Genomic DNA, 21,712 nt, shown 5'->3' on the forward strand with positions numbered 1-21,712 from the left:
TGTCCCAAAAAGTTGCAGACTTTTTGGATCAGATCATGCGCAAGAAAGAGATTCCATGAACCCACCCATTCTCGAACGCGATCCGTCGGACCCGCAGAAGCAGAAGAAGGAAGGCGTCAATCCGCTGCTCAAGCTGGTGCTGGAGCTGGGTCCGTTGATGGTGTTCTTCTTCGCCAATGCGCGCAGCGGATGGCTGGTGCAGAAATTCCCTGTTCTGGCCGAGTTCGGCGGGCCGATCTTCGTCGCCACCGGCCTGTTCATGGCTGCCACGGCAATCGCGCTGATCGCCTCGTGGCTGCTCACCCGCACCTTGCCGATCATGCCGATGGTGTCGGGCGTCGTCGTCTTCATTTTCGGCGCGCTGACGCTCTATCTGCAGGACGACATCTTCATCAAGATGAAGCCCACCATCGTCAACACGCTGTTCGGCGGGGTGCTGCTCGGCGGCCTGTACTTCGGCAAGTCGCTGCTTGGCTATGTCTTCGATTCAGCCTTCAGCCTCGACGCTGAAGGCTGGCGCAAGCTGACCTTCCGCTGGGGCCTGTTCTTCCTGTTCCTGGCCATCGTCAATGAGGTGGTGTGGCGCAATTTTTCCACCGACGCCTGGGTTACTTTCAAAGTCTGGGGCATCATGCCGATCACGCTTCTGTTCACCTTCAGCCAAATGCCGCTGATCCTGCGCCATTCGCTGGACGACAAGACCGGCAAAGAAGAGAAGGCCGGGAAATAGAGCCTGCAAATAAGGGGAAAGGGCCATGGAATTCGTCACCACGCGCGACCAGTTGAGGACGATCTACAAGACGCCACGGCCGACCGACGGTTCTATCCGCAAGGAGCTGAAAAAACTTGACGGCCATTGCCGCTCCTTCATCGGCAAGAGCCCATTCGTGCTGATTGGCTCGTCCGACGGTGCCGGCAATGCCGACGTGACGCCGAAGGGCGACAAACCGGGCTTTGCCACCGTTCTGGACGACACCACCATCGCCATTCCCGACCGGCCCGGCAACAACCGGCTCGACACGCTGGAAAACATCCTCGTCAATCCCCCGGTCGGGCTGCTCTTCCTCATCCCCGGCATGAACGAGACGCTGCGCGTCAACGGCGATGCCCGCATCACCGTCGACGCAAATCTGCGCGAACGGCTCGCCGTCGACGGCAGGGAGCCGCAAAGCGTTGTCGTGGTCAGCGTCAAGGCGGCCTACATGCACTGCGCAAAAGCCTTCATGCGCTCGGATTTGTGGAAGCCGGAAACCTGGTACGACCGCGCGACGCTGCCGACGCTCGGCCAGATCATGCGCGATCAGCTGGCGGTTGCCGATTCCGCCGAGGCGACCGATCGCTGGCTCGACGAGGAATACAAGAAGACGATGTGGTAGTTTTGCGGACGCGATTCGCGTCTGGACCGATTCCATACCTTGCTGAACATCCTTGCCATTTCCGGCAGCCTGCGCGCGGCCTCCACAAATTCGGCGCTGATCGCCGCACTGGCGCGCGAAGCGCCGTCCGGCTGCCGCGTCACCGTCCATGACGGGCTTGGCCGTTTGCCGATCTTCAATCCCGACGATGAAGGCGAGCGGACGCCGCTCGAAGCCTCCAAGCTGATCGATGCCGTCAGTCGAGCCGACGGCCTGATCGTCTCCTGTCCGGAATATGCCCATGGCGTGCCGGGCGGGCTGAAGAACGCGCTCGACTGGCTGGTCTCGCGCGATGCCGCCGTCGCCAAGCCCGCCATGCTGGTACACGCCTCGCCGCGCTCGCTGTTCGCCCGCGCCGCATTGGCCGAGATCATGCGCACCATGTCGTTCGCGCTTTACGACGATGTGCTGGAGATCGCCCTGCTCGGCAGGAAGCCGCCGGAGGTGGCGGGCATCCTGGCGGCGCCGGCGAACCGGCAGGCGATGCATGATGCACTGAATGCCTTCGCGGAGTTTATCCGCTCGCGTTGAGCGGCGGCCTCTCTTCCTTCTCCCCTTGTGGGGTCTGAAGGACGGGGCGAGACCCGTGGCTCGCCCCAGGGTGGTGGCCTCGCGAAGCGAGGTCGGATGAGGGTGTTCCAGCTTGGCACCGACGGCAATCCGTCACCCACCCCTCAACCGTCTCGGCGCTGCGCGCCGATCCACCTCCCACAAGGGGAGAAGGAAAGATCGCGCACTACCCCTTTCGCAGCGTCTCCACATCGGTCTTCCCCACGTACCAATCGCGGGCGTTGACCTCTTCAAAAACCACCCAGACATCGTCGTTACTCAGCCCGGTGGCGTCTATGATGGCCGCGGTGACCTTCTTGGCGATATCCGCCTTCTTGCCCGCCGGATCGGCGGCGATCACTTCCTTGACGATGCGGATGTTGACGAATGGCATTTCTTGTCCTCCCGGGGATGTTCGTGCTCACGACCCGCTTCGATGAAACCGTCGAACGGTCGCCAGTGTTCAACTCTCAGTATGTCTTGGCGCCGTTGACCATCAGCCGCACCATGTAGAGCGACGTGGTGCCGGCGATGTAGAGGCAATTCAGCTTGTTGCCGCCGAACACGCAATTGGCGGTGACTTCCGGCACCTTGACCTTGCCGATCAGCGTGCCGTCCGGATCGTAGCAATGGATGCCATCGGCGGCACTGGTCCAGATACGGCCGTCCTCGTCGAGCCTGAAGCCGTCGAACAGGCCGGCGGTGCAGTCGGCGAAGACTTTTTCGCCGGAGACTTTCTTGCCGCCCTTGCCGACATTGAACACCCGCATATGCGCCGGATTCTGCGCGCCATGCGTGCGGCCGGTATCGACGACATAAAGCTTGCTCTCGTCCAGCGAGAAGGCGAGGCCGTTGGGCCTGACCATGTCGGTGATGACGGCTTCGACCTCGCCGGTGCCGGGATCGACCCGGTAGACGTGGCAGGCGCCGATTTCGCTCTCAGCCCTGTCGCCCTCATAATCCGTATCGATGCCGTAGCTTGGATCGGTGAACCAGATGGAACCGTCGGATTTCACCACCGCGTCGTTGGGCGAATTCAGCCGCTTGCCTTTCCATTTGGCCGCGATCGTGGTGACCGAGCCGTCGAACTCGGTGCGGCTGACGCGGCGGCCCGAATGCTCGCAGGTGATCAGCCGGCCCTGCCGGTCGACGGTGTTGCCGTTCGAGTTGCCGGACGGCTGCCGGAAGACGCTGACATTGCCGTCGGTCTCGTCATAACGCAGCATGCGATTGTTGGGGATGTCGGACCAGACGACATAGCGGCCGGCGGCGAACCAGGCCGGCCCCTCCGCCCACTGGCATCCGGTGAATAGCTTCTCGACCTGCGCGTTGCCGTTGAACAGGCGCGCGAAGCGCGGATCGAGAATTTCATAATAGTCTGCGGCCGCCATGCTTTCCTCCCGGCATCAATGACAGGGATCAAGCCAGCCGGAGGGACAGAAGGCAATGTGGGTACGCACAGTGTCCCACAAAAGATCGCTTGCCGGCTTTGCGCATGACGTTAGCGCCGCATTAACCGGCTATGCGTCCAGCGCAATGGTGCATTGCAACATCTTCTTTTTGCAATGCACCATTACTATGTCATGCTTCGTATCGATCAAGGGAGGAAGAAACCGCCGCCGAAATGCGGCGCCAAAAAGGAACCTTGCTATGATCCTCGACAGTCTCATGACCCGCGCTCGCAACAGCATTGCCAAGCGCAAGCACTACAACCGCCTTGTCGCCGAAATCGACAGCTTTTCCAGCCGCGATCTGGCGGACATGCGCGCCGACCGCTCGGAAATGCTCTACCAGATCCACAAGCAGATCTACGGCTGATCTCAAGCCCGATAAGACGCGCCGCCAAGGTGCGTTGAGATTCAGGTCAGGCCGAGTCGAAAACGGTGGTTTCCGAGAACCGGAGCGGAGCGTACTTTTGGTACGCGAGCACCGGACGCGCAGAAAGCCGCTGTTTGCAGGCCGGAATCACCGGAATATCAATGCGCCGCCAGTGCCTTGTCGATCTGCGGCAACAGCAACGCCTGCACCGTCTCGGGCGTCAGCGGGCCGACATGTTTGTAGGCGATCTTGCCGTCCTTGCCGATGACGAAGGTTTCCGGCACGCCGTAGACGCCCCAGTCGATCGCCGCGCGGCCCGCTTCGTCGACCCCTATCGCCTGGAACGGATTGCCGAGATCGCCGAGGAACCGGCGTGCGTTTTCGGGCCGGTCCTTGTAGTTCAGCGCTGCCATGGTGAAACGCTTATCCTGCGACAACGCCAGAAGCACCGGGTGCTCTTCGCGGCATGGCGCGCACCACGACGCGAAGACGTTGACCAATGTGACCTTGCCGGCGAAGGTTTTCGAATCGAGCCCCGGCAGGTTTGAGCCCTCCAGCGCCGGCAGGCTGGTTTGCGGCGCAGGCAGGCCGATCAAGGCCGACGGCACTTCCGAAGCATCGCGCCCCGACAGCAGCTGCGACAGGAACAGTCCGGCCAGGCCGAGGAAGATCAGCAGCGGCAGAAGCACGAACAGGCGACGACTGGGCGGCGGCGTTTCCGTTTCGGTGCTCATGGCTTGGCGACCTTGTCGGAGCGACGCCTCACGCCGGACGCCTCCAGTTCGACAAGCTCACGCTTGCGCGCCCGCTGGTCGAGCAGGATCCAGCCGATCAATCCGGCCAGCACCACGGCAGTGATGCCATAGGCGGCGGTCACGTAGAGTGCATGCGCACTCATGCGGCAGGCCCCGCTGAAGTGGGGCCTTCCAAGCCGATCATGTCGCCCAGTCTAGACATGCTTTTCCTTAGCCTCGCTCCGTCGGCTTCGCAATCGGTCGCCGAGCCGCAGTCATACGCTGCGTCAATCCGTGCCATGGCGCAGCGCCAGCGCCGCCGAGACCGGACCCAGCACGCCAAGAAACAGGGTCAGCGCGGCAAGAATGAGGAACGGCTGCAGAAACGGGTCGGGATTGGCGGTCGCCCCATAGCTTGCCGAAACGCCGAAGATCAGCACCGGGATGGTCAGTGGCAGCACCAGCACCGAGATCAGCAGCCCGCCACGCGGCAGCGCCACCGCCACCGCCGCACCGGCGGCGCCGATGAACGTGATGGCCGGCGTGCCGACCAGCAGCGTCAGCGCCGTGGCGCCGATGCCGAGCGGCTCCATGTTCATGAACAGGCCGAGCAAGGGAGCCGCAATGACCAGCGGCAGCACGCTGCCCGCCCAATGCGCCAGGCATTTCACCAGCACCGTCAAGGCCAGCATGTGGCGATCGTTGCCGAGCACCAGGAGATCGAGCGAACCGTCCTCGCGATCGGCCTGGAACAACCGGTCGAGCCCGAGCAGGCAGGACAAAAGCGCGCCGATCCACAGGATGGCCGGTCCGATGCGGGCCAGCAGCTTCAGGTCCGGCCCGACCCCGAACGGGATGGTGACGATGACGGCGAGGAAGAAGATGACCCCGGTCAGCGCTCCGCCGCCGGCACGAATGTTGAGGCGGATGTCGCGCAGGAAGAGCGCTAGCATGGTTTGAGATGCTTTCGCCCAGACACCATCAACCGGCTTCCCCCATCCTCAACTCCATCCCCTCGATCCCGAGCGGCAGATGCGTCGCCGCGACAATCATCCCGCCGTCCGCGCAATGCCTCGCCATCAACCCCGCAAACCGCGCCTCCGCCGCCTTGTCCAGCCCCGCCGTCGGCTCGTCCAGCAGCCACAATGGCCGGTGGCTGACCAAAAGCCTGGCGATCGCCGCGCGGCGCCGCTGCCCGGTCGATAGATAGCCGAACGGCAGGTGGCCGATGCCGCCGAGCCCGACCGTTTCCAGCGCCTCTTCGACGCCGAGCTGTCCGTCGCCATTGAAGTCTCGCCAAAAGCGCAAATTCTCCGCCACGCTGAGCGCCGGCTTCATTGCGTTCTGGTGGCCGAGATAGTGACAGGCCGAGGCAACAGACGGAAACGCTTCGCCCCCGTCTTCAACCTTCATGACGCCCTCAATCCTCACGCTGCCTTCCGTCGCCGGCAGCAGCCCGGCGATGATCCGCAGCAAGGTCGACTTGCCCGATCCGTTCGGCCCGGTGACGATAAGCGCCTGACACTGCTCCAAGGCAAAGCCGATGCCGGAAAACACCGCGTCGCCGCCTCGCTCGCCGCCCAGATTTTCGGCGATCAGCCGCATTCCTCGCCTGCCCTGAAACCATGTGTCGCGGCCGCTGCCGCATCGCACAAAATTGCTTTCCAACTGTCTAGAACTATTCCAGAAAATTCTCTATATGCGGTGCATCCGTGCCAGCGGTCGGCACGGGAACAGAATTAGCGCCGAACCAGCGCACGCGCCGCCTTGAACGGCTCGGGTTGCTTGGGAACGGACAGCGGAAATGGCCGTACCCGCACCTTTGCGCGTGATTGCATGCCATCGGCGTCCGTTCCCTTTCAGGCTGAACAGACAAGGATCGCACGTGTCAAAATCTCTCGACAGTTTCAATTGCCGCCGCACGCTGACCGCAGGCGGCGCTGAATATGCCTATTTCGATCTCATCGAGGCCGAAAAGAACGGCCTTACCGGCATCTCGCAACTCCCCTATTCGATGAAGGTGCTGCTGGAAAACCTGCTGCGCAACGAAGACGGCCGCTCCGTCACCAAGGAATCGATCCAGGCGGTGGCCGGCTGGCTGACCGATAAGGGCACCGCCGGCGTCGAGATCGCCTATCGCCCGGCCCGCGTGCTGATGCAGGATTTCACCGGCGTTCCGGCCGTGGTCGACCTTGCCGCAATGCGCGACGCCATGGCTTCGCTCGGGGGCGATCCGCAGAAGATCAACCCGCTGGTGCCGGTCGACCTCGTCATCGACCATTCCGTCATCGTCGACGAATTCGGCACGCCGATGGCCTTCGCCCGCAATGTCGAGCTGGAATATGAGCGCAACGAAGAGCGCTACAAATTCCTGAAATGGGGCCAGCAGGCGTTCCGCAACTTCCGCGTCGTGCCGCCCGGCACCGGCATCTGCCATCAGGTCAACCTCGAATATCTCGGCCAGGTGGTGTGGACCAACACCGAGGACGGCGAAACCACAGCCTATCCCGACACCTGCGTCGGCACCGATTCGCACACCACCATGATCAACGGCCTGGGCGTGCTCGGCTGGGGCGTCGGCGGCATCGAGGCCGAGGCGGCCATGCTCGGCCAGCCGGTCTCCATGCTGCTGCCGGAAGTCATCGGCTTCCGTCTCACCGGCAAGCTGAAAGAGGGCGTCACCGCCACCGACCTCGTGCTCACCGTCACCCAGATGCTGCGCAAGAAGGGGGTCGTCGGCAAGTTCGTCGAGTTCTTCGGCCCGGGCCTCTCCAACATGACGCTGGCCGACCGCGCCACCATCGGCAACATGGCCCCCGAATATGGCGCCACCTGCGGTTTCTTCCCGGTCGACTCGGAAACCATCCGCTATCTCACAATGTCCGGCCGCAGCGAGGACCGCATCGCGCTGGTCGAGGCCTACGCCAAGGCGCAGGGCCTGTGGCGTGAAACCGGCTCGGCCGACCCTGTCTTCACTGATCTGCTCGAGCTCGAACTTGGTTCCGTCGTGCCGTCGATGGCCGGCCCCAAGCGGCCTGAAGGCCGCGTCGCCCTGGAAGGCATTCCGGAAGGCTTCGCCAAGGCGATGGAGACCGAATACAAGAAGGCGGCCGAAATCTCCAAGCGCTATGCCGTCGAAGGCACCGACCATGATCTCGGTCACGGCGATGTCGTCATTGCCGCCATCACCTCCTGCACCAACACCTCGAACCCGAGCGTGCTGATCGGCGCCGGTCTTTTGGCCCGCAATGCCAACCGGCTCGGTTTGAAGCAGAAGCCGTGGGTGAAGACCTCGCTGGCTCCCGGCAGCCAGGTGGTCGCCGAATATCTGGAGAAATCCGGCCTGCAGAAGGAGCTCGACCAGATCGGCTTCAACCTGGTCGGCTTCGGCTGCACCACCTGTATCGGCAATTCCGGCCCGCTGCCGGCGCCGATCTCCAAAACCATCAACGACAAGGGCCTGATCGCCGCCGCGGTCCTGTCCGGCAATCGCAACTTCGAAGGCCGTGTCTCGCCTGACGTGCAGGCCAACTATCTGGCCTCGCCGCCGCTGGTCGTCGCGCACGCGCTGGCCGGAACTGTCACCAAGGACCTCACGACAGAGCCGCTCGGCGAGGACAAGAACGGCGAGCCGGTCTACCTCAAGGACATCTGGCCGAGCTCGGCCGAAATCCAGGAGTTCATCGAGAAGAACGTCACCCGCGAGCTGTTCGCCCGCAAATATGCCGACGTCTTCAAGGGCGACGAGTACTGGCAGAACGTCAAGGCGCCGGAAGGCCAGACCTATGCCTGGGACGACAACTCGACCTATGTGCAGAACCCGCCCTATTTCGCCGGCATGACATCAGGTTTCGGCAAGATCGGCGACATCAAGGGCGCCCGCGTGCTCGGCCTGTTCGGCGACAAGATCACCACCGATCACATCTCGCCGGCCGGATCGATCAAGGCAGCGTCGCCGGCCGGAAAATATCTCACCGACCACGGCGTCGGTGTCGCCGACTTCAACCAGTACGGCACACGGCGCGGCAATCACGAGGTGATGATGCGCGGCACCTTCGCCAACATCCGCATCCGCAACCACATGCTGGGCGAGAACGGCCGCGAGGGCGGCTACACCATTCACTACCCGTCGAAGGAAGAGGAATCGATCTACGACGCGGCGATGGAGTACAAAAGGGAAGGCGTGCCGCTGGTCGTCTTCGCCGGCGTCGAATACGGCAACGGCTCGTCGCGCGACTGGGCGGCCAAGGGAACCAATCTGCTCGGTGTCCGCGCGGTCATCGCCCAGTCCTTCGAGCGCATCCATCGCTCGAACCTGGTCGGCATGGGCGTTATCCCCTTCGTCTTCGAGGAAGGCACCTCATGGGCATCGCTCAACCTCAAGGGAGACGAGCTGGTCGAGATCGACGGACTGAGCACCATCAAGCCGCGCCAGACGATGATCGCCAAAATCACCTATGGCGACGGCACGGTGAAGAACGTGCCGATCATCTGCCGCATCGATACGCTGGATGAGCTCGACTACTTCAAGAACGGCGGCATCCTGCAATACGTGCTGCGCGATCTGGCAGCTTAGTAAGGGAGTAGGGAAGTAGGGAAGTAGGGAAGGGAATACCTATTCCCCTATTCCCCTATTCCCCTATTCCCCTATTCCCCTATTCCCCTATTCCCCTATTCCCTTACTTTCGGCGCCCCGAACCGCGCCGCGGCGGCCAACAACACACCCAGCATCAGCCCGTTGAGGATGTGCCAGAGGAAGTGCGTGCCGAGCGGGAAGCCGCCGCAGACCAGCGGGTCGATCATCCGGCAGATGACGGACACCACGAAGATCGCCGACCCGGCCAGATTGTACCAGCCGGCGCGATTGCCGCTGGCGGCCACCAGCGCGCCGAAGAAGGCGAGCGCCAGGAACGGCGGCAGATAGCCCGTCGTGCCGTTCGAGGCCTGGCGCAGCCAGTCCGGCACGGCAACGGTTATCGCCCCGGCAATCACATAGAAGGCGATGAAGATGGCGATGGCTTTGCCCCATCGCATGCCGAGGAAGCGACGCAGATTGAAGAGCGTGTAGGCCAGCGTGAAGCCGGCGATCGGCAGCACGTCGGCCCAGACCGTGCCCTTGGTGGCAAAAGTGTGAAAGATCGTCGAGCCGATGCCGATCGCCACCACCCACCAGGCCAGAACCTCGGCGAAGGCGCCGGTGCCCAGCCTTCGCACCTCGCGCACGCCCCACAGGCCGGCGGCGATGAAGGCGAAGTTGGTCAGGGCGTTGACCGGTTCGGACCAGAATTCCGGGCCGGTCCGCTCGCAATAGAGGTCGACCGGCGCCAAAAACGTTTGCCACATCGCGATTGCCGCCCGAATCGGTTTCTATCCTGAAGCGCAGATCCTTCCTATTGCGCGGTTGCGGTCGGCTGCAACGGCAAAATTTCACCGCAACGTGACTTCCCGTTGACTTCCGGTTCTGCCACATATTTCAGCAATCAAGATAAAGCCGGCATCACCGGCGGGAATCGGAATGGCCATGGCCTCGCGAAAATCATTGTGGCTGGCAGCTCTTGCGCTGGCCTTCTCGGCGTCTGCCGGCGCCGGGCATGCCGGCGAATCCGATCGCGCCCAGACCGACCGGGTCCAGATCGAAAAGCCATTGGGCGTGGTCGAGCTGTTCACCAGCCAGGGCTGCAGTTCCTGCCCGCCGGCCGATACTCTGTTCTCCGAACTTGCCGCCAAGGAAGACATCGTCGCGCTCGCCTATCACGTCGACTACTGGGACTATCTCGGCTGGCAGGACACGCTCGGCCGCAAGGAGAACACCGAGCGGCAATACGACTATATGCGCGCCTTCGGCAGCCGCTCCGTCTATACGCCGCAGGCCGTCATCAATGGCCGCGTCCATGTCAACGGCGCCAACCGCGGCGAGGTCGATGGTGCGCTCGCCCGCATGGCCAAGAGCGGCGAAGGCATGCGCGTCGCCGTCAAGGTCAGCCGCACCAGCGATCGCGTGATGATCGACGCCGGCGATGCCGGCAACGGCCCCAGCGACGCCCATGTCGTCATCGTCTATTTCGACCCGCCGCAGACGGTCAAAGTCGGCGAGGGCGAAAATACCGGCCGCAAGATGACCTACTGGAACGCCGTCACCGGCATCCAGACCGCCGGCATGTGGCATGGCAAGGCACAGCGCTACGAACTGCCGATGAGCGAGATTGCCAAAAAGGGCGGCTGCGCCGTGCTGCTGCAGTCGGTCGGCAAGGACGGCATGCCCGGTCCCATTCTCGGCGCCGCATTCATCCACAAGCCTTGAGAGCGCTCAAACCCCTGCCGCGGTAGCGCGAAGGCTCACCTATCACCAGCCAATAAAAAACCGACGTCAGCTTGCTTCTGACGCCGGTCATTTAGGTTTTGGGATCGTCGCTCCCGGTTCTTCCGAAGAAGAGCCGAGGTTGGTTCGATCCGACGCAGACCCGTGGGCGGGGGGCTTGGGGTTTACGAGCCGGTGCCGGACCGAACCGTCTCAGGCAACGCCGGTAAATTCGTCGGACATTGGGGCATGAGCGCGGATAAAAAAAGGCAGAAATGTGGCGGAACATCACCAATTCCAACACGGCGTTTCATAAAAGTGACTGGACGTGACGGAAACGGCGCGGCGCGGGGCTCGGTTCGCCGGGCCTTGCAATTCAGTCGCGAACACGCCAACTTTGGTTGGCAAAGATTCATTTTGAAGGATCGAGGCATGACCGATGAAAGTGGCGGGACGGGGGATGGGGACGCATCCGCAATAATCCCGCTGCACGAGGCGCGACGCGAACGTCTCGATCAGCCGGTGCGGTTCGATCGACGCGAGCTGGACCAGATCCTCAGGCTCTACGGACGCATGGTCGCCGCCAATGAATGGCGCGACTACGCCATCGATCATCTCGCCGACCGCGCTGTCTTTTCCGTCTTCCGCCGCACCAGCGAAGTGCCGCTGTTCCAGATCGTCAAGGATCCGAAACTGGCCCGCAAGCAGGGCGCCTTTGCCGTCATCGCCGCCGGCGGCCGCATCTTGAAACGCGGCCAGGAACTCGGCCGCGTGCTCGGTGTGTTCGACAGCAAGTTGAAGCTGGTCGAAGCCTGAGCAGGGAATTAGAGCAGGGGAATTGAAGAAATGGAGAATTGATGAGTTGAGAAAAGGCCTCGGCGTCATCTGTTGCCGCCGCTTCTTTTTATTCTTCAGTTCTTCAATTCCGCAATTCGTCAGTTCCTTCTTCAGTCCCCTCTAAGGCGAAACTTCCGCTCTGGCAGCGAACTCGGATCGGGCGGCGTCGAGGCACCGCCATTCAGGGACAGCTGCATGAACACCGTGTCCAGCCAGCGGCCGTGCTTGTAGCCGGAACCTTCAAGGCGGCCCGAATGGCGAAAGCCGAGCTTTTCGTGCAGCCGCACCGAGGCACTGTCGGGACGGCCATCGCCGATCACCGCGATGATCTGGCGAAAGCCTGCCGTCGTCACCGCCTCGATCAGGCTTTGCATCAGCTTGAGCCCGACGCCCTGGCCCTTGGCCGCGGGCGCGACATAGACCGAATCCTCGACAATGAAGCGATAGGCCGGGCGTGGCCGGAAGGCACCGGCATAGGCGTAGCCGAGAACCGCGCCGTCCTTCTCCGCCACAAGGTAGGGAAAGCCGCCGGCCATCAGGCTGTCGAATCGAACACCCATCTCCGCGCGGCTCGGCGGCTCCAACTCATAGCTCGCCGTGCCTTGGGCGACCGCGTCGGCGTAGATGCCGGTGATGCTGTCGAGGTCGGCCGCTGTCGCCGGTCGAATCGTAATAGTGCTCATAGTTTATGGGTGCCATTTCTCTGCTCGCGATAACAGCAAAGCCCGGCACAAAAGAAAAGGGCGGCCGTTGGCCGCCCTTTTGGAACTCGATGGTCCAGCATGCTGAACTAGCGACGGTCGCCCATGAACTGCAGCAGGAACATGAACAGGTTGATGAAGTCGAGATAGAGCGTCAGCGCGCCCATGATCGCCTTGCGGCCGGCGACGTCCGAACTGTCGCCCTCGAAATACATCTCCTTGATCTTCTGCGTGTCATAGGCGGTGAGGCCCGCGAAGACCAGCACGCCGATCGCCGACACGGCAAACGACAGCGCCGACGACTGCAGGAAGATGTTGATCACCGACGCGATGATGATGCCGAACACGCCCATGATCAGGAACGAGCCCATTGCCGTCAGGTCGCGCTTGGTGGTGTAGCCGAACAGCGACAGCGCACCGAAGGCGGCGGCCGTGGCGAAGAAGGTCTGTGAAATGCTGGCCGTGGTGTAGACCAGGAAGATCGAAGACAGCGACAGGCCGACGAGACCGGCATAGAGCCAGAACGTCGTCTGCGCCGCCGAAACGCTCATCGACTGGACGCGGAACGACAGGAACAGCACGGCGGCCAGCGGCGCCAGCATCACCACCCAGCGCAGCGGCGAGCCGAAGATCGCGTAGCCGAAGGACGTCAGCATCTCGCCGCTCGGCAGCGTCGCGACAGCCGAAGCCGGATCGGTGGTGGTGGCCAGCATGATCGTGCCGACAGCGGCAAGACCGGTGATGAGGAGGCCAAGCCCCATCAGATTGTAAACCTTGATCATGTAGGCGCGCAGGCCCTGATCGATGTCGGCACCGACGCCGACGCCGGGCACGGCGCGCGTCTGGTAGTTGCGAATGGGATCAGCCATTGTAGTCCTCTATTGCTTCTGCCCCGTCCGGTGTCAGGTCCTTCCGGACCCAGGCGCCGCTGGCAGGGCTCCAGCATGCCTGTGGCGAAATATGATGGTTATTCGCGTCAAGAACAAGACCGTAACCGGATGTAACGGTTCGTGAGAGGGCGAAGCGCCGTTTCCTCGGCTTTTCGGACGGCTTTCTTACCAAGATTTAATCCAGGATGCCCGTTCCGGGCCTGTCGTCACAGGTTGCGCAGCACCGGTGCTGCCTTGTGGCCGAGCACCCGCCAAGTGCCGGCGAGACCAATGCCGACCGTGATCACCAGCGAAAACAGAATGGTTGCCACCGCCATCTCCGGCATGAAATGCGACGGCAGAGTCATGATGCGCGCGACGACGAACCAGGCGGCTGCGCTGCCCGCCGCCAGCGCGAAAATGGCGGTGGCCAGCCCGATCAGCATATATTCGAGCGAGAAGGCCGATATCAGCATCGTGCGTGTCGCGCCCAGCGTCTTCAACACCACCGCATCATGGATGCGCGCCCGGTTGCCGGCTGCAAGCGCGCCGGCCAGCACCAGCACCGAAGCGATCAGCGCCACGCCAGCGGCCGCCCGGATCGCCGTGCCGAGCTGCCCGACCAGCCGGTTGACGACGTCGAGCGCGTCCTTGACCCGCACCGTCGTCACCGCCGGGAAGGCGCGGGTGACGGCGTTGAGGATGCGGGCGTCGTCGGCCGTCGATGCACTCTTTTCGGTCAGCGTCGCCATCCAGCCATGCGGGGCGCCCGCGAATGTGTTGGGCGAGAAGACCATGACGAAATTGATACCCATCGTCTCCCATTCGACTTGGCGGAAACTGGCGATCCTGGCCGTGACGTTGCGGCCCAGCACATTGACGGTGATGGTGTCGCCGAGCTTCAGCCCGATCTCCTTGCCTTCTTGCGCCGAAAACGAAACCAGCGGTTCGCCGCTGTAATTTTCGGGCCACCAACTGCCCTCGGTCAGCGTCGCGTTCTCCGGCTGCCTGGTGTCATAGGTCAGGCCGCGATCCCCCCTCAGCACCCAGGCGCCTTCCGCCGGCACCTTCACCTTGTCGACGTCGACACCGTTCAGCGCCATCACCCGGCCGCGCAGCATCGGCACCTTGGCCAGCACGCCCTGCGGCGCCTCCTTGCCGATCAGCGCCGAGAAGGACGCGACATCGGCGCTCTGGATGTCGACGAAGAAGAAGTTCGGCGCCCGTTCCGGCAGGCTGCCCGAGATCTGTCGCCTGAGATTGCCGTCGATCAGCGCCAGCGTCACCAATAGCGTCAGCCCGAGCCCCAGGGACAGCACCACCGATGGCGTCAGGGCGCCTGGCCGATGGATGTTGCCGATGGCGAGCCTGAGCGCCACGAAGCGCACGCGCGGGCTTTTCCTGGCGGCCCATTGCACCAGTGCGCCGACCACGCGCAGCACCAGGAAGGCGAAGACGGTAGCGCCGACAAAGATCGAGGCGATGCGCTGGTCGCCCGAGAACAGAATGGCCAGCGCCGCAAGCAGCAGCGCGATGCCTATGGCCGCCGCGACATAGGCGGGGCGCGGCAAGCCGCGGCCTTCCAGCCCCATTTCGCGAAACAGCGCGGTTGCCGGCACGTCGCGGGCGCGGCCGAGCGGCAGCAGCGCGAAAGCCAACGTCACCAGCAGGCCGAACAGCGCCGCCATGCCGAGCGCGCCGGGATAGAAGCCGCCTTCGGCCGGCACCGGAATGACGGATTGCAAGGCCGCGCTCGCCGCGAAGGGCATTAGTGCGCCGAGCACAAGGCCCAGCACGATACCCAATCCGGCTATGATCAGGATCTGCACGAGATAGACGGCAAAGACGAAGCCGCCCGAAGCGCCCAGGCTCTTGAAGGTGGCGATGACGCCGCGCTTGCCGTCGAGATAGGCGCGCACCGCATTGGCGACGCCGACGCCACCGACCACCAGCGCCGTCAGCCCGACCAGGGTCAGGAACTGCGAGAAGCGTTCGATGTTGGACGACAGCGCGGGCGCCGCGTTGCTGCGCGTGCGGATCGACCAGCCGGCTTCCGGAAAATCCGTGGCGGCCTGATCCTGGATGGCCTTGAGCCTCGCCTCGTCGGCGTCCGCCGGCAGCCGGATTTTGTAGGCATTCTCGACCAGGCTGCCCGGCTGGATCAGTCCAGTGGCCGCCAACCCTTCGGTCGAGATCATCAGCCTCGGCGCGAAGCCGAAACCGTCGGACACGGCATCCGGTTCGGCGACCAGCTTGGCGCGCAGTTCGAAAGCAGCGGTGCCGAGCTTCAGCCGGTCGCCAAGCTTGACGTGCAACCGCTCGAACAGAAGATCGGGCGCTGCCGCACCGAAGACGCCGAACTCTTCGCCGAACAGTTCCTGTTTCGACAGCGCCGGCTCGGTCTCCAGCGTGCCATAGAGCGGATAGACATGGTCGACCGCCTTGGCCTCGACCAGCGCCTGGTCGGATCCGTCGGCCAGACGCGCCATCGAACGCATGCTGGCGGTCCGCGAAACCGTGCCGAGCCCGTCAAGGAAGCTGCGCTCCGCCTGGCTGGCGTCACGCTGGTTGATCTGGAAGCGAAGATCGCCGCCAAGCAGCGTCTGGCCCTGATTGGCGACACCGGCGGTGATCGAACGCGCCACCGAGTTGACGCCGCCGATGGCCGCGACGCCGAGCGCGATGCAGGCGAGGAAGATCAGGAAACCGGACAGGCCGCCGCGCATCTCGCGCAGCGAGAAGCGGACAGCGAGCCTCAACGTCCGGGACAGCGGCATCAGGCCGTCACCTTGACCGGCGCCGGTGCCTCGATCCGGCCCGAGCGCATCGAAACCTGGCGCGAACAGCGTGCCGCGAGCGCCGGATCATGCGTCACCAGCACCAGCGTCATGCCGCGCTCGGCCGCCTTCGCAAACAAGAGGTCGGCGACCTGCCGCCCGGTCGCCTGGTCGAGATTGCCGGTCGGCTCGTCGGCGATCAGGATGCGCGGCGACGGCGCCAATGCGCGGGCGATCGCCACGCGCTGCTGCTCGCCGCCCGACAATTCGCCGGGATAGTGGGTGACGCGGTCGCTGAGGCCAACCGCCGCCAGCTCGCGCGCCGCCACCGCGAACGGATCGGCATGGCCCGCCAGTTCCAGCGGCACCGCGACATTTTCGAGCGCCGTCATGTTGGGAATGAGATGGAAGGACTGGAACACGATGCCAATGTTTCGGCCCCGAAACGAAGCGATCTGGTCCTCGCTCTTGCCGTTGAGCAGCTCGCCGGCGATTCGGACCGTACCCGAATCGACCCTTTCCAGGCCTGCCAGGACCATCAGCAAGGTTGACTTGCCGGAACCCGAAGGCCCGACGATGCCGGTCGCCTCGCCGGTCGCCACATCGAGGCTCACCCCCTTCAGCACATGGACCGATGAAGCGCCCTCGCCAAGGGTCAGGGACACATCTTTCAGCGCGATGACGGCTTCTGTCAAAATGAAATCGTCCTATATCTGGGAATGAAGGCTCTGCTTGCCGGAAGCCGTCGACTGAAGAATTCCTAGCTCATATGGGGCCTGCCGCATGTCTTTCAAACGCAGTATTGCCGCAGGCTTCGTGGTTTTCCTCGCCATTTGCGGCGTCATGTCGTCGGCGCGTGCCGAGCCGTTCAAGATCGTCGGCTTCGGTGACAGCCTGATGGCGGGCTATGGCCTTGGACCCGACCAGGGCTTTACCGACAGGCTGCAGGCAGCGCTTGGCGCCAAAGGTCACGACGTGACCGTCGCCAATGCCGGCGTCTCCGGCGACACGACGAGCGGCGGCCTGGCGCGGCTTGACTGGTCGGTGCCGGACGGCACGCAGCTGGTCATCCTCGAACTCGGCGCCAACGACATGCTGCGCGGCGTCTCGCCCGACATCACCAAAAAGAACCTCGACGAGATGCTGAGCAAGCTGAAGCAGCGCAAGATTGCCGTGCTTCTGGCCGGCATGCGCGCCGCACCCAATCTCGGTCCCGACTACCAGAGCGCCTTCGACGCCATTTTCCCGGACCTGGCGAAGAAATACGACGTCGCGCTCTACCCGTTCTTTCTCGATGGCGTCGCCGGCCAGCCCGGCATGCAGCTCGAGGACGGCCTGCATCCGAGCGCACGAGGCGTCGACCAGATGGTCGAACGCATCCTGCCCGCGGTCGAGAAGGTGATCGCGGCGGTGCCGGGCGATTCCTAGCGGGTTGGAACTGTTTCCGCCCGGCGAGCTTTTAACAGGGACTGTGGCCAACAAACCTCTTGCTCCGTTTGACTATCGATGATTCGCTATGGGTGACAGTTCGATTCGAGGAAGGGAGGCTCTTCATGCCGCGTCTTTTCACCGCCCTCGAAATTCCGCGTGACGCTGCCCTTTCGCTGTCCCTGCTGCGGGGCGGCTTGCCGGGAGCCCGCTGGATCGACGTCGAAAACTACCATCTGACGCTGCGCTTCATCGGCGATGTTCCCGGCCATGTCGCCGACGAGATCGCCAACGCGCTCGACCGCGTCCACCGCCCTTCTTTCTCGCTGGCGCTGACCGGCGTCGGCGCTTTCGGCCAGAAGAAGCCGCATGCGGTGTGGGCGGGCGCTTCCGCCTCGCCCGATCTGGCCGCCCTTCAAGGTGAGATCGACCGCATCTGCCAGCGGCTCGGCATCCCGGCCGACCCGCGCAAATTCATGCCGCATGTGACGCTGGCGCGCTTGCGCAATTCGACCCCGCTGGACGTTGCCCAATATCTGTCGGCGCGCGGCAATTTCTCGACGCTGCCGTTCCGCATCGGCCGTTTCGTTTTGATGTCGTCGCGCGATTCGGTCGGCGGCGGACCCTACATCGTCGAGGAAGCCTGGCCGCTGTCAGGCACGGACGCCCGCGCCTCCAGCCTTGTCGCCAGCGCCTCCGACGCCTCGCGGATCATGCGATAGGCGGAAGCGAAGGCTTCTGCCTCGTCATGATAAGGATCCGGCACGTCGCGTGCCTTTCCCTGCGCGAATTCCAGGAACAGATGGATGCGGTCCTGCACGGCCGCCGGCGCCAGCGCCTTCAGGTCGGCGACATTCGACCGGTCCATGCCAAGGATCAGGTCGAAACGGTGGAGGTCCTGCGGCGTGACCTTGCGCGCCCTCTGCCCGGAAATGTCGACGCCGTGCCGCATGGCGACCGCGATCGCGCGTCGATCGGGGGCAGAGCCGGCCTCCCAGTCACTGGTTCCCGCCGAATCGAGCAGGATATCCCGGGCCGACCCGCGCTCGGCCCAAACGGCGCGGAAGACACCTTCCGCCAGCGGCGACCGGCAGATGTTGCCGAGGCAGACGAAGAGAATGGAATTTATAGGCTTCGCGCTCATCGATCCGTCGCTATGGTGAGGGTCGTTTTCGAATAGCACAGGATAGGGACATGGCGAGAGAGAAACTGGGCAGGCAAGCCGCTGAAGCCGCATTGACGGGCCTCGACGGCTGGGCGCTGGCGGAAGACGGCGCCTTCATCAAGCGCACATTCACCTTCGCGAATTTCTCCGAGGCTTTCGCCTTCATGACCCGCGTCGCGCTTGCCGCCGAGGCGATGGATCATCATCCCGAGTGGTCGAATGTCTACAAAACCGTTGACGTGACGCTGAACACCCACGACGCCGGCGGCGTCACTGCGCTCGATATCGATCTGGCCACGAAAATGAACCGTTTTGCCGGCGCCTGAGGCCTGGTATCGCCTCGGCAGGCCCAAATCGGCACCGGCATCTTGTAGCGGGGGTCGGGTTTCACCACATTTTCCCCCGCGGGGCAGGCGCCGGATGCGCATGAGCCCCGCAAGGAGAGACTGATGGCGCAACAATCCGGTTTTGATTTCTTCGGCTTTGGCGGCAAGCCGTCAGACGAGAGCGAAGTGCGCGAGAAATTCTGGCGCACAGCCAAGAAGGCCGCGCGGCAGATCCCCTTCATGGAAGAGGTCGTGGCCGCCTATTATTGCGCCATGGACAAGAACACGCCGCTGCGCGCCAAGGGCATTCTGCTGGCCGCGCTCGGCTATTTCGTGCTGCCGGTGGATGTCATCCCCGACTTCGTCTTCGGGCTTGGCTTCACCGACGACATCGCCGTGCTCACCGCCGCGATCACCGCCGTCAGTGCCCACATCACCACTGCGCACCGGCAGGCCGCCAGGGACGCCATGGCCGACAAGGGCTGAACACGCGCGCGGAACGCCGTTGGAGCCGGCTTTCGGCGACAGCGTAAAAAGTCAAACTCTTGCCGCTTTCGTGGCCTCCAAGTCGCCAAAGGGATGTCGCGCCACCCGCTCGCAGGGCGGCGGCGCGGGTATGGTGGCGGTTTCCTCGGGGTGAGGGTCCTTTTCTCTTCGGAAATTCACCGTTTGGTAACCCAGATTAAATCAAAATGAAGCGACGGGCAGGACGCCAAGCCGGCCTGCCTCCGCACCATTTGGAATACGGGAAAAGCGATGCGCGGATTGATTGCGATAGTTTCGAGTCTGGCCCTGGTGGCCGTGGCAGCGCCGGCACTGGCGCAGTCGGCGACCAAGATCGGCCAGCACAATGCCTGGGGCACCTACAGCTACCAGGCATCGGGCGGCAAGGTCTGCTATGTCCTGACCGTGCCGACCGACAAGCAGCCGCCCACGCTCGACCATGGCGATATGTTCTTCTTCGTCAGCCAGCGGCCCGGCCAGCAAGTGTCCTACGAGCCGCAATTCATTGCCGGCTACAATTTCCAGGAAGGCTCCAAGGCCACCGTGACCATCGACAAGAAGACGTTTTCGATGTTCACCCGCGGCAAATCGGCCTGGGTGGAGAATGCCGCCGAGGAGCCGGTACTGATCGCCGCCATGAAGACCGGCACCGACATGAAGGTGACGGCGAAGTCCGGCCGCGGCAATCCCACCTCCTATGTCTTCTCTCTGAAGGGCATTTCGGCGGCGCTGACATCGATCGCCAAGTGTAAATAGGCAAAGCTACTTTTTTTGAGGGAAAGGCCGGGCCGCGAAGCCCGGCCTTTTTTCTTTCATACTTGCCCCGGCCCGGCCTCCGCCCGGCGGCGCCGGATCGCCTCGGCGATGAAGACACGCGATAGCGCGTGATAGAGCGGCTCGTGCGAGATCATGCGCGCCGTGCCGTAGCCCAGCATCGAGGCCAGCATCAGCGCGATGACATTGTCGTGATTGCCGGTCATCTCCAGGATGATGACGAAGGCCGTCATCGGCGCTTGCACCACACCGGCGAAATAGCCGGCCATGCCGAGCAGTGCCGCCACCCCAGTGCTCGCGCCAAAGAGGAGGCCGAGCGAACTGCCGATGCCGGCGCCGACCGCCAGCGAGGGCGCGAAGATGCCGCCCGGAATGCCCGAGATCATCGACAGCAGTCCCGCCAGGAACTTTTCGGCGAAGAAGAACCACGGCAGCGGCGTGCCTTCGACGGCGCCCCGCGCCTGGACGTAACCGGTGCCGAAGGTCAGCCCGCCCGAGGCGATGCCGATCACCGCCACCGCAAGCCCGCAGATTGCGGCCGCGATCAGGGCGCGCAGCAAAGGCTGCCCAGTGTTCCAGCGCCGGATCCGCCGCGTCGCCTTCAACGCCAGCAGCGAGAACAGCGCGCCTAACCCGCCGCCGATGACGCCGCAGGCAATCACCAGCGGCCACTCGGCGGCAAACGAGATGGTGTCCCTGGCGACGCCAAAATAGGTGTAGTTGCCGAGCAGGCCGAGCGAAGCGAGACCGGCCAGGATCACCGCCGTCAGCACCAGCCCGTTGGTTCGCGCCTCATAGGTGCGGCCCATCTCCTCGATGGCGAAGACGATGCCGGCCAGCGGCGTGTTGAAGGCGGCGGCAATCCCGGCGGCCGACCCGGCCAGGATCAGACCCCGGGCCTGCACCATGCCGCCCCAGCGTGCCGCCTGCAGCATCAGCGACGCGCCGACTTGCACCGTCGGCCCCTCGCGGCCGATCGAGGCGCCGCAGAACAGGCCGACGATGGTGAGCATGATTTTGCCGGCCACCAGTTTGAGGGACAGGATGTGGCTGCGGTCCTCGTCGTCACGCAGATGGCGGGCGGCGATCGCCTGCGGAATGCCGCTGCCTTGCGAACCGGGAAAGAAGGTGTGGGCAAGCCAGGCGCACAGCACGAAACCCAACGGCGTAATGGCAAGCGGCAGATAGAAACGCCAGCCGCCTGCATCTCCTGTCATCAGTTGAAACAGTTCCTGCGCCCTGTCGGCCAGCACCGCGAACAGCACGCTGATCACACCGATGCCAAGCGCGCCCGCCCAGAACACCAGGCGCGGCTGCCAGACCCGCCGTGAGCCCCACATCGCGCGCGAACGCCGCAGCATGGGATATTTTCGCGATGTGCCGGCCATGTCAGTCCTCGAGCGGGGAATGTTTCGGCCTAACACAGCTGGGCAGTCTATTAAACTAGCGCCGGAAAAACCTGTCGTTGGCGCTCGCCTGAGTGCCAGGCGGAAGCATCGCTTCGGTGAAAGGTCGGG

At 63.7% G+C, this 21,712-nt stretch carries 25 protein-coding genes; 12 read left to right on the plus strand and 13 right to left on the minus strand.

Translation table 11 applies throughout. The annotated features are described in order from the left end of the window. Positions 1-55: 55 nt before the first annotated feature. From A4R29_RS28545 to A4R29_RS28555, 3 genes are read left to right on the plus strand one after another with little or no spacing between them, the layout of a single operon-like run. Complete coding sequence (locus tag A4R29_RS28545; RefSeq protein ID WP_013528838.1) at positions 56-730, plus strand: septation protein A; 675 nt, start codon at positions 56-58, stop codon at positions 728-730. A 25-nt stretch (positions 731-755) separates the two neighbouring features. Next, a complete protein-coding gene (locus tag A4R29_RS28550; RefSeq protein ID WP_013528837.1) occupies positions 756-1,376 on the plus strand; it encodes a pyridoxamine 5'-phosphate oxidase family protein in 621 nt (206 codons plus the stop codon). 39 nt (positions 1,377-1,415) lie between these two features. Next, the gene (locus A4R29_RS28555) at positions 1,416-1,946 is read left to right on the plus strand and encodes an NADPH-dependent FMN reductase (protein WP_024504967.1); all 531 of its coding nucleotides are present in this window, start codon (positions 1,416-1,418) and stop codon (positions 1,944-1,946) included. 205 nt (positions 1,947-2,151) lie between these two features. On the opposite strand, the gene A4R29_RS28560 is transcribed toward A4R29_RS28555, so the two are convergent. Continuing rightward, positions 2,152-2,358: a tautomerase family protein gene (locus tag A4R29_RS28560; RefSeq protein ID WP_063173370.1), complete on the minus strand. Its 207-nt coding sequence runs from the start codon at positions 2,356-2,358 to the stop codon at positions 2,152-2,154. A gap of 76 nt (positions 2,359-2,434) precedes the next feature. Then, entirely contained in the window at positions 2,435-3,355 is a 921-nt protein-coding gene (locus A4R29_RS28565; protein WP_013528834.1) for an SMP-30/gluconolactonase/LRE family protein, read from the minus strand. A gap of 259 nt (positions 3,356-3,614) precedes the next feature. Between A4R29_RS28565 and A4R29_RS33490 the strand changes: the two genes are divergently transcribed. Further along, positions 3,615-3,782, plus strand: a complete 168-nt coding sequence (locus tag A4R29_RS33490) for a hypothetical protein (RefSeq protein ID WP_013528833.1) — start codon at positions 3,615-3,617, stop codon at positions 3,780-3,782. Positions 3,783-3,940: 158 nt separating this feature from the next. Here A4R29_RS33490 and A4R29_RS28570 read toward each other — a convergent pair whose 3' ends face one another. From A4R29_RS28570 to ccmA, 4 genes are all read right to left on the minus strand, one after another. Beyond that, positions 3,941-4,516 (minus strand): DsbE family thiol:disulfide interchange protein, encoded by a 576-nt coding sequence (locus tag A4R29_RS28570; RefSeq protein WP_063169543.1) that lies wholly within the window; start codon positions 4,514-4,516, stop codon positions 3,941-3,943. Continuing rightward, positions 4,513-4,680 carry a heme exporter protein CcmD gene (gene ccmD / locus A4R29_RS28575; protein WP_063173371.1) on the minus strand — a complete coding sequence of 56 codons (168 nt, stop codon included), beginning with the start codon at positions 4,678-4,680 and terminating at the stop codon, positions 4,513-4,515. Before ccmD ends, A4R29_RS28570 begins: the two co-directional genes overlap by 4 nt. Before the next feature lie 123 nt (positions 4,681-4,803). Next, a complete protein-coding gene (gene ccmB, locus A4R29_RS28580) occupies positions 4,804-5,469 on the minus strand; it encodes a heme exporter protein CcmB (RefSeq protein WP_024504965.1) in 666 nt (221 codons plus the stop codon). 28 nt (positions 5,470-5,497) lie between these two features. Beyond that, the gene (gene ccmA, locus A4R29_RS28585) at positions 5,498-6,121 is read right to left on the minus strand and encodes a heme ABC exporter ATP-binding protein CcmA (RefSeq protein ID WP_063173372.1); all 624 of its coding nucleotides are present in this window, start codon (positions 6,119-6,121) and stop codon (positions 5,498-5,500) included. A gap of 280 nt (positions 6,122-6,401) precedes the next feature. Between ccmA and acnA the strand changes: the two genes are divergently transcribed. Continuing rightward, positions 6,402-9,092 carry an aconitate hydratase AcnA gene (gene acnA, locus A4R29_RS28590; protein ID WP_013528828.1) on the plus strand — a complete coding sequence of 897 codons (2,691 nt, stop codon included), beginning with the start codon at positions 6,402-6,404 and terminating at the stop codon, positions 9,090-9,092. 95 nt (positions 9,093-9,187) lie between these two features. On the opposite strand, the gene A4R29_RS28595 is transcribed toward acnA, so the two are convergent. Continuing rightward, positions 9,188-9,859 (minus strand): ceramidase domain-containing protein, encoded by a 672-nt coding sequence (locus tag A4R29_RS28595; protein WP_063173373.1) that lies wholly within the window; start codon positions 9,857-9,859, stop codon positions 9,188-9,190. Between the two features lie 172 nt (positions 9,860-10,031). Between A4R29_RS28595 and A4R29_RS28600 the strand changes: the two genes are divergently transcribed. Together A4R29_RS28600 and A4R29_RS28605 are read left to right on the plus strand one after the other, a co-directional pair. Continuing rightward, positions 10,032-10,817: a DUF1223 domain-containing protein gene (locus tag A4R29_RS28600; protein WP_013528826.1), complete on the plus strand. Its 786-nt coding sequence runs from the start codon at positions 10,032-10,034 to the stop codon at positions 10,815-10,817. Positions 10,818-11,246: 429 nt separating this feature from the next. After that, the gene (locus tag A4R29_RS28605; RefSeq protein ID WP_063173374.1) at positions 11,247-11,630 is read left to right on the plus strand and encodes a DUF2794 domain-containing protein; all 384 of its coding nucleotides are present in this window, start codon (positions 11,247-11,249) and stop codon (positions 11,628-11,630) included. A 131-nt stretch (positions 11,631-11,761) separates the two neighbouring features. On the opposite strand, the gene A4R29_RS28610 is transcribed toward A4R29_RS28605, so the two are convergent. The 4 genes from A4R29_RS28610 to A4R29_RS28625 all read right to left on the minus strand — a co-directional run bounded on the left by A4R29_RS28610 (position 11,762) and on the right by A4R29_RS28625 (position 16,693). Continuing rightward, positions 11,762-12,334 carry a GNAT family N-acetyltransferase gene (locus A4R29_RS28610; protein WP_063173375.1) on the minus strand — a complete coding sequence of 191 codons (573 nt, stop codon included), beginning with the start codon at positions 12,332-12,334 and terminating at the stop codon, positions 11,762-11,764. Between the two features lie 107 nt (positions 12,335-12,441). Continuing rightward, positions 12,442-13,221, minus strand: a complete 780-nt coding sequence (locus A4R29_RS28615; protein WP_063173376.1) for a Bax inhibitor-1/YccA family protein — start codon at positions 13,219-13,221, stop codon at positions 12,442-12,444. Between the two features lie 227 nt (positions 13,222-13,448). Further along, complete coding sequence (locus A4R29_RS28620; RefSeq protein ID WP_063173377.1) at positions 13,449-15,998, minus strand: ABC transporter permease; 2,550 nt, start codon at positions 15,996-15,998, stop codon at positions 13,449-13,451. After that, on the minus strand, positions 15,998-16,693 hold the full coding sequence (locus A4R29_RS28625; protein ID WP_013528821.1) for an ABC transporter ATP-binding protein: 696 nt from the start codon (positions 16,691-16,693) through the stop codon (positions 15,998-16,000). Before A4R29_RS28625 ends, A4R29_RS28620 begins: the two co-directional genes overlap by 1 nt. An 88-nt stretch (positions 16,694-16,781) precedes the next feature. Here A4R29_RS28625 and A4R29_RS28630 point away from each other — a divergent pair, with 88 nt between their 5' ends. Beyond that, positions 16,782-17,426: an arylesterase gene (locus tag A4R29_RS28630; protein WP_013528820.1), complete on the plus strand. Its 645-nt coding sequence runs from the start codon at positions 16,782-16,784 to the stop codon at positions 17,424-17,426. Between the two features lie 125 nt (positions 17,427-17,551). Continuing rightward, on the plus strand, positions 17,552-18,148 hold the full coding sequence (thpR, locus tag A4R29_RS28635; protein ID WP_013528819.1) for an RNA 2',3'-cyclic phosphodiesterase: 597 nt from the start codon (positions 17,552-17,554) through the stop codon (positions 18,146-18,148). On the opposite strand, the gene A4R29_RS33495 is transcribed toward thpR, so the two are convergent. Beyond that, positions 18,052-18,570 (minus strand): low molecular weight protein-tyrosine-phosphatase, encoded by a 519-nt coding sequence (locus tag A4R29_RS33495; protein WP_013528818.1) that lies wholly within the window; start codon positions 18,568-18,570, stop codon positions 18,052-18,054. The two genes, thpR and A4R29_RS33495, sit on opposite strands and share 97 nt — an antisense overlap. A 50-nt stretch (positions 18,571-18,620) precedes the next feature. On the opposite strand from A4R29_RS33495, the gene A4R29_RS28645 reads away from it, so the two are divergent. The 3 genes from A4R29_RS28645 (at position 18,621) to A4R29_RS28655 (ending at position 20,177) form a co-directional block, all read left to right on the plus strand. After that, positions 18,621-18,917 (plus strand): 4a-hydroxytetrahydrobiopterin dehydratase, encoded by a 297-nt coding sequence (locus tag A4R29_RS28645; protein ID WP_027162885.1) that lies wholly within the window; start codon positions 18,621-18,623, stop codon positions 18,915-18,917. Between the two features lie 123 nt (positions 18,918-19,040). Next, positions 19,041-19,403, plus strand: coding sequence for a YkvA family protein (locus tag A4R29_RS28650; RefSeq protein ID WP_027162884.1), 363 nt, complete (start codon positions 19,041-19,043; stop codon positions 19,401-19,403). A gap of 270 nt (positions 19,404-19,673) precedes the next feature. Beyond that, the gene (locus tag A4R29_RS28655; RefSeq protein WP_013528815.1) at positions 19,674-20,177 is read left to right on the plus strand and encodes an invasion associated locus B family protein; all 504 of its coding nucleotides are present in this window, start codon (positions 19,674-19,676) and stop codon (positions 20,175-20,177) included. 56 nt (positions 20,178-20,233) lie between these two features. Here the strand turns inward: A4R29_RS28655 and A4R29_RS28660 are convergent, their stop codons facing one another. Next, a complete protein-coding gene (locus tag A4R29_RS28660; RefSeq protein ID WP_063173379.1) occupies positions 20,234-21,583 on the minus strand; it encodes a chloride channel protein in 1,350 nt (449 codons plus the stop codon). Between the last annotated feature and the right edge of the window lie 129 nt (positions 21,584-21,712).

Source organism: Mesorhizobium ciceri biovar biserrulae, from assembly GCF_001618845.1.
GTDB lineage: Bacteria > Pseudomonadota > Alphaproteobacteria > Rhizobiales > Rhizobiaceae > Mesorhizobium > Mesorhizobium ciceri.

Bases quoted from the DNA above. Each gene is read 5' to 3' on its own strand.
- A4R29_RS28545 (WP_013528838.1), top strand. From the start codon at position 56: ATGAACCCACCCATTCTCGAACGCGATCCGTCGGACCCGCAGAAGCAG.
- A4R29_RS28645 (WP_027162885.1), top strand. From the start codon at position 18,621: ATGGCGAGAGAGAAACTGGGCAGGCAAGCCGCTGAAGCCGCATTGACG.
- A4R29_RS28605 (WP_063173374.1), top strand. From the start codon at position 11,247: ATGACCGATGAAAGTGGCGGGACGGGGGATGGGGACGCATCCGCAATA.
- A4R29_RS28655 (WP_013528815.1), top strand. From the start codon at position 19,674: ATGCGCGGATTGATTGCGATAGTTTCGAGTCTGGCCCTGGTGGCCGTG.
- A4R29_RS28650 (WP_027162884.1), top strand. From the start codon at position 19,041: ATGGCGCAACAATCCGGTTTTGATTTCTTCGGCTTTGGCGGCAAGCCG.
- A4R29_RS28630 (WP_013528820.1), top strand. From the start codon at position 16,782: ATGTCTTTCAAACGCAGTATTGCCGCAGGCTTCGTGGTTTTCCTCGCC.
- ccmA (WP_063173372.1), bottom strand. From the start codon at position 6,121: ATGCGGCTGATCGCCGAAAATCTGGGCGGCGAGCGAGGCGGCGACGCG.
- A4R29_RS28620 (WP_063173377.1), bottom strand. From the start codon at position 15,998: ATGCCGCTGTCCCGGACGTTGAGGCTCGCTGTCCGCTTCTCGCTGCGC.
- A4R29_RS33490 (WP_013528833.1), top strand. From the start codon at position 3,615: ATGATCCTCGACAGTCTCATGACCCGCGCTCGCAACAGCATTGCCAAG.
- A4R29_RS28560 (WP_063173370.1), bottom strand. From the start codon at position 2,358: ATGCCATTCGTCAACATCCGCATCGTCAAGGAAGTGATCGCCGCCGAT.
- ccmD (WP_063173371.1), bottom strand. From the start codon at position 4,680: ATGAGTGCGCATGCACTCTACGTGACCGCCGCCTATGGCATCACTGCC.
- A4R29_RS28565 (WP_013528834.1), bottom strand. From the start codon at position 3,355: ATGGCGGCCGCAGACTATTATGAAATTCTCGATCCGCGCTTCGCGCGC.
- ccmB (WP_024504965.1), bottom strand. From the start codon at position 5,469: ATGCTAGCGCTCTTCCTGCGCGACATCCGCCTCAACATTCGTGCCGGC.
- A4R29_RS33495 (WP_013528818.1), bottom strand. From the start codon at position 18,570: ATGAGCGCGAAGCCTATAAATTCCATTCTCTTCGTCTGCCTCGGCAAC.
- thpR (WP_013528819.1), top strand. From the start codon at position 17,552: ATGCCGCGTCTTTTCACCGCCCTCGAAATTCCGCGTGACGCTGCCCTT.
- A4R29_RS28600 (WP_013528826.1), top strand. From the start codon at position 10,032: ATGGCCATGGCCTCGCGAAAATCATTGTGGCTGGCAGCTCTTGCGCTG.
- A4R29_RS28550 (WP_013528837.1), top strand. From the start codon at position 756: ATGGAATTCGTCACCACGCGCGACCAGTTGAGGACGATCTACAAGACG.
- A4R29_RS28595 (WP_063173373.1), bottom strand. From the start codon at position 9,859: ATGTGGCAAACGTTTTTGGCGCCGGTCGACCTCTATTGCGAGCGGACC.
- A4R29_RS28610 (WP_063173375.1), bottom strand. From the start codon at position 12,334: ATGAGCACTATTACGATTCGACCGGCGACAGCGGCCGACCTCGACAGC.
- A4R29_RS28660 (WP_063173379.1), bottom strand. From the start codon at position 21,583: ATGGCCGGCACATCGCGAAAATATCCCATGCTGCGGCGTTCGCGCGCG.
- A4R29_RS28615 (WP_063173376.1), bottom strand. From the start codon at position 13,221: ATGGCTGATCCCATTCGCAACTACCAGACGCGCGCCGTGCCCGGCGTC.
- A4R29_RS28570 (WP_063169543.1), bottom strand. From the start codon at position 4,516: ATGAGCACCGAAACGGAAACGCCGCCGCCCAGTCGTCGCCTGTTCGTG.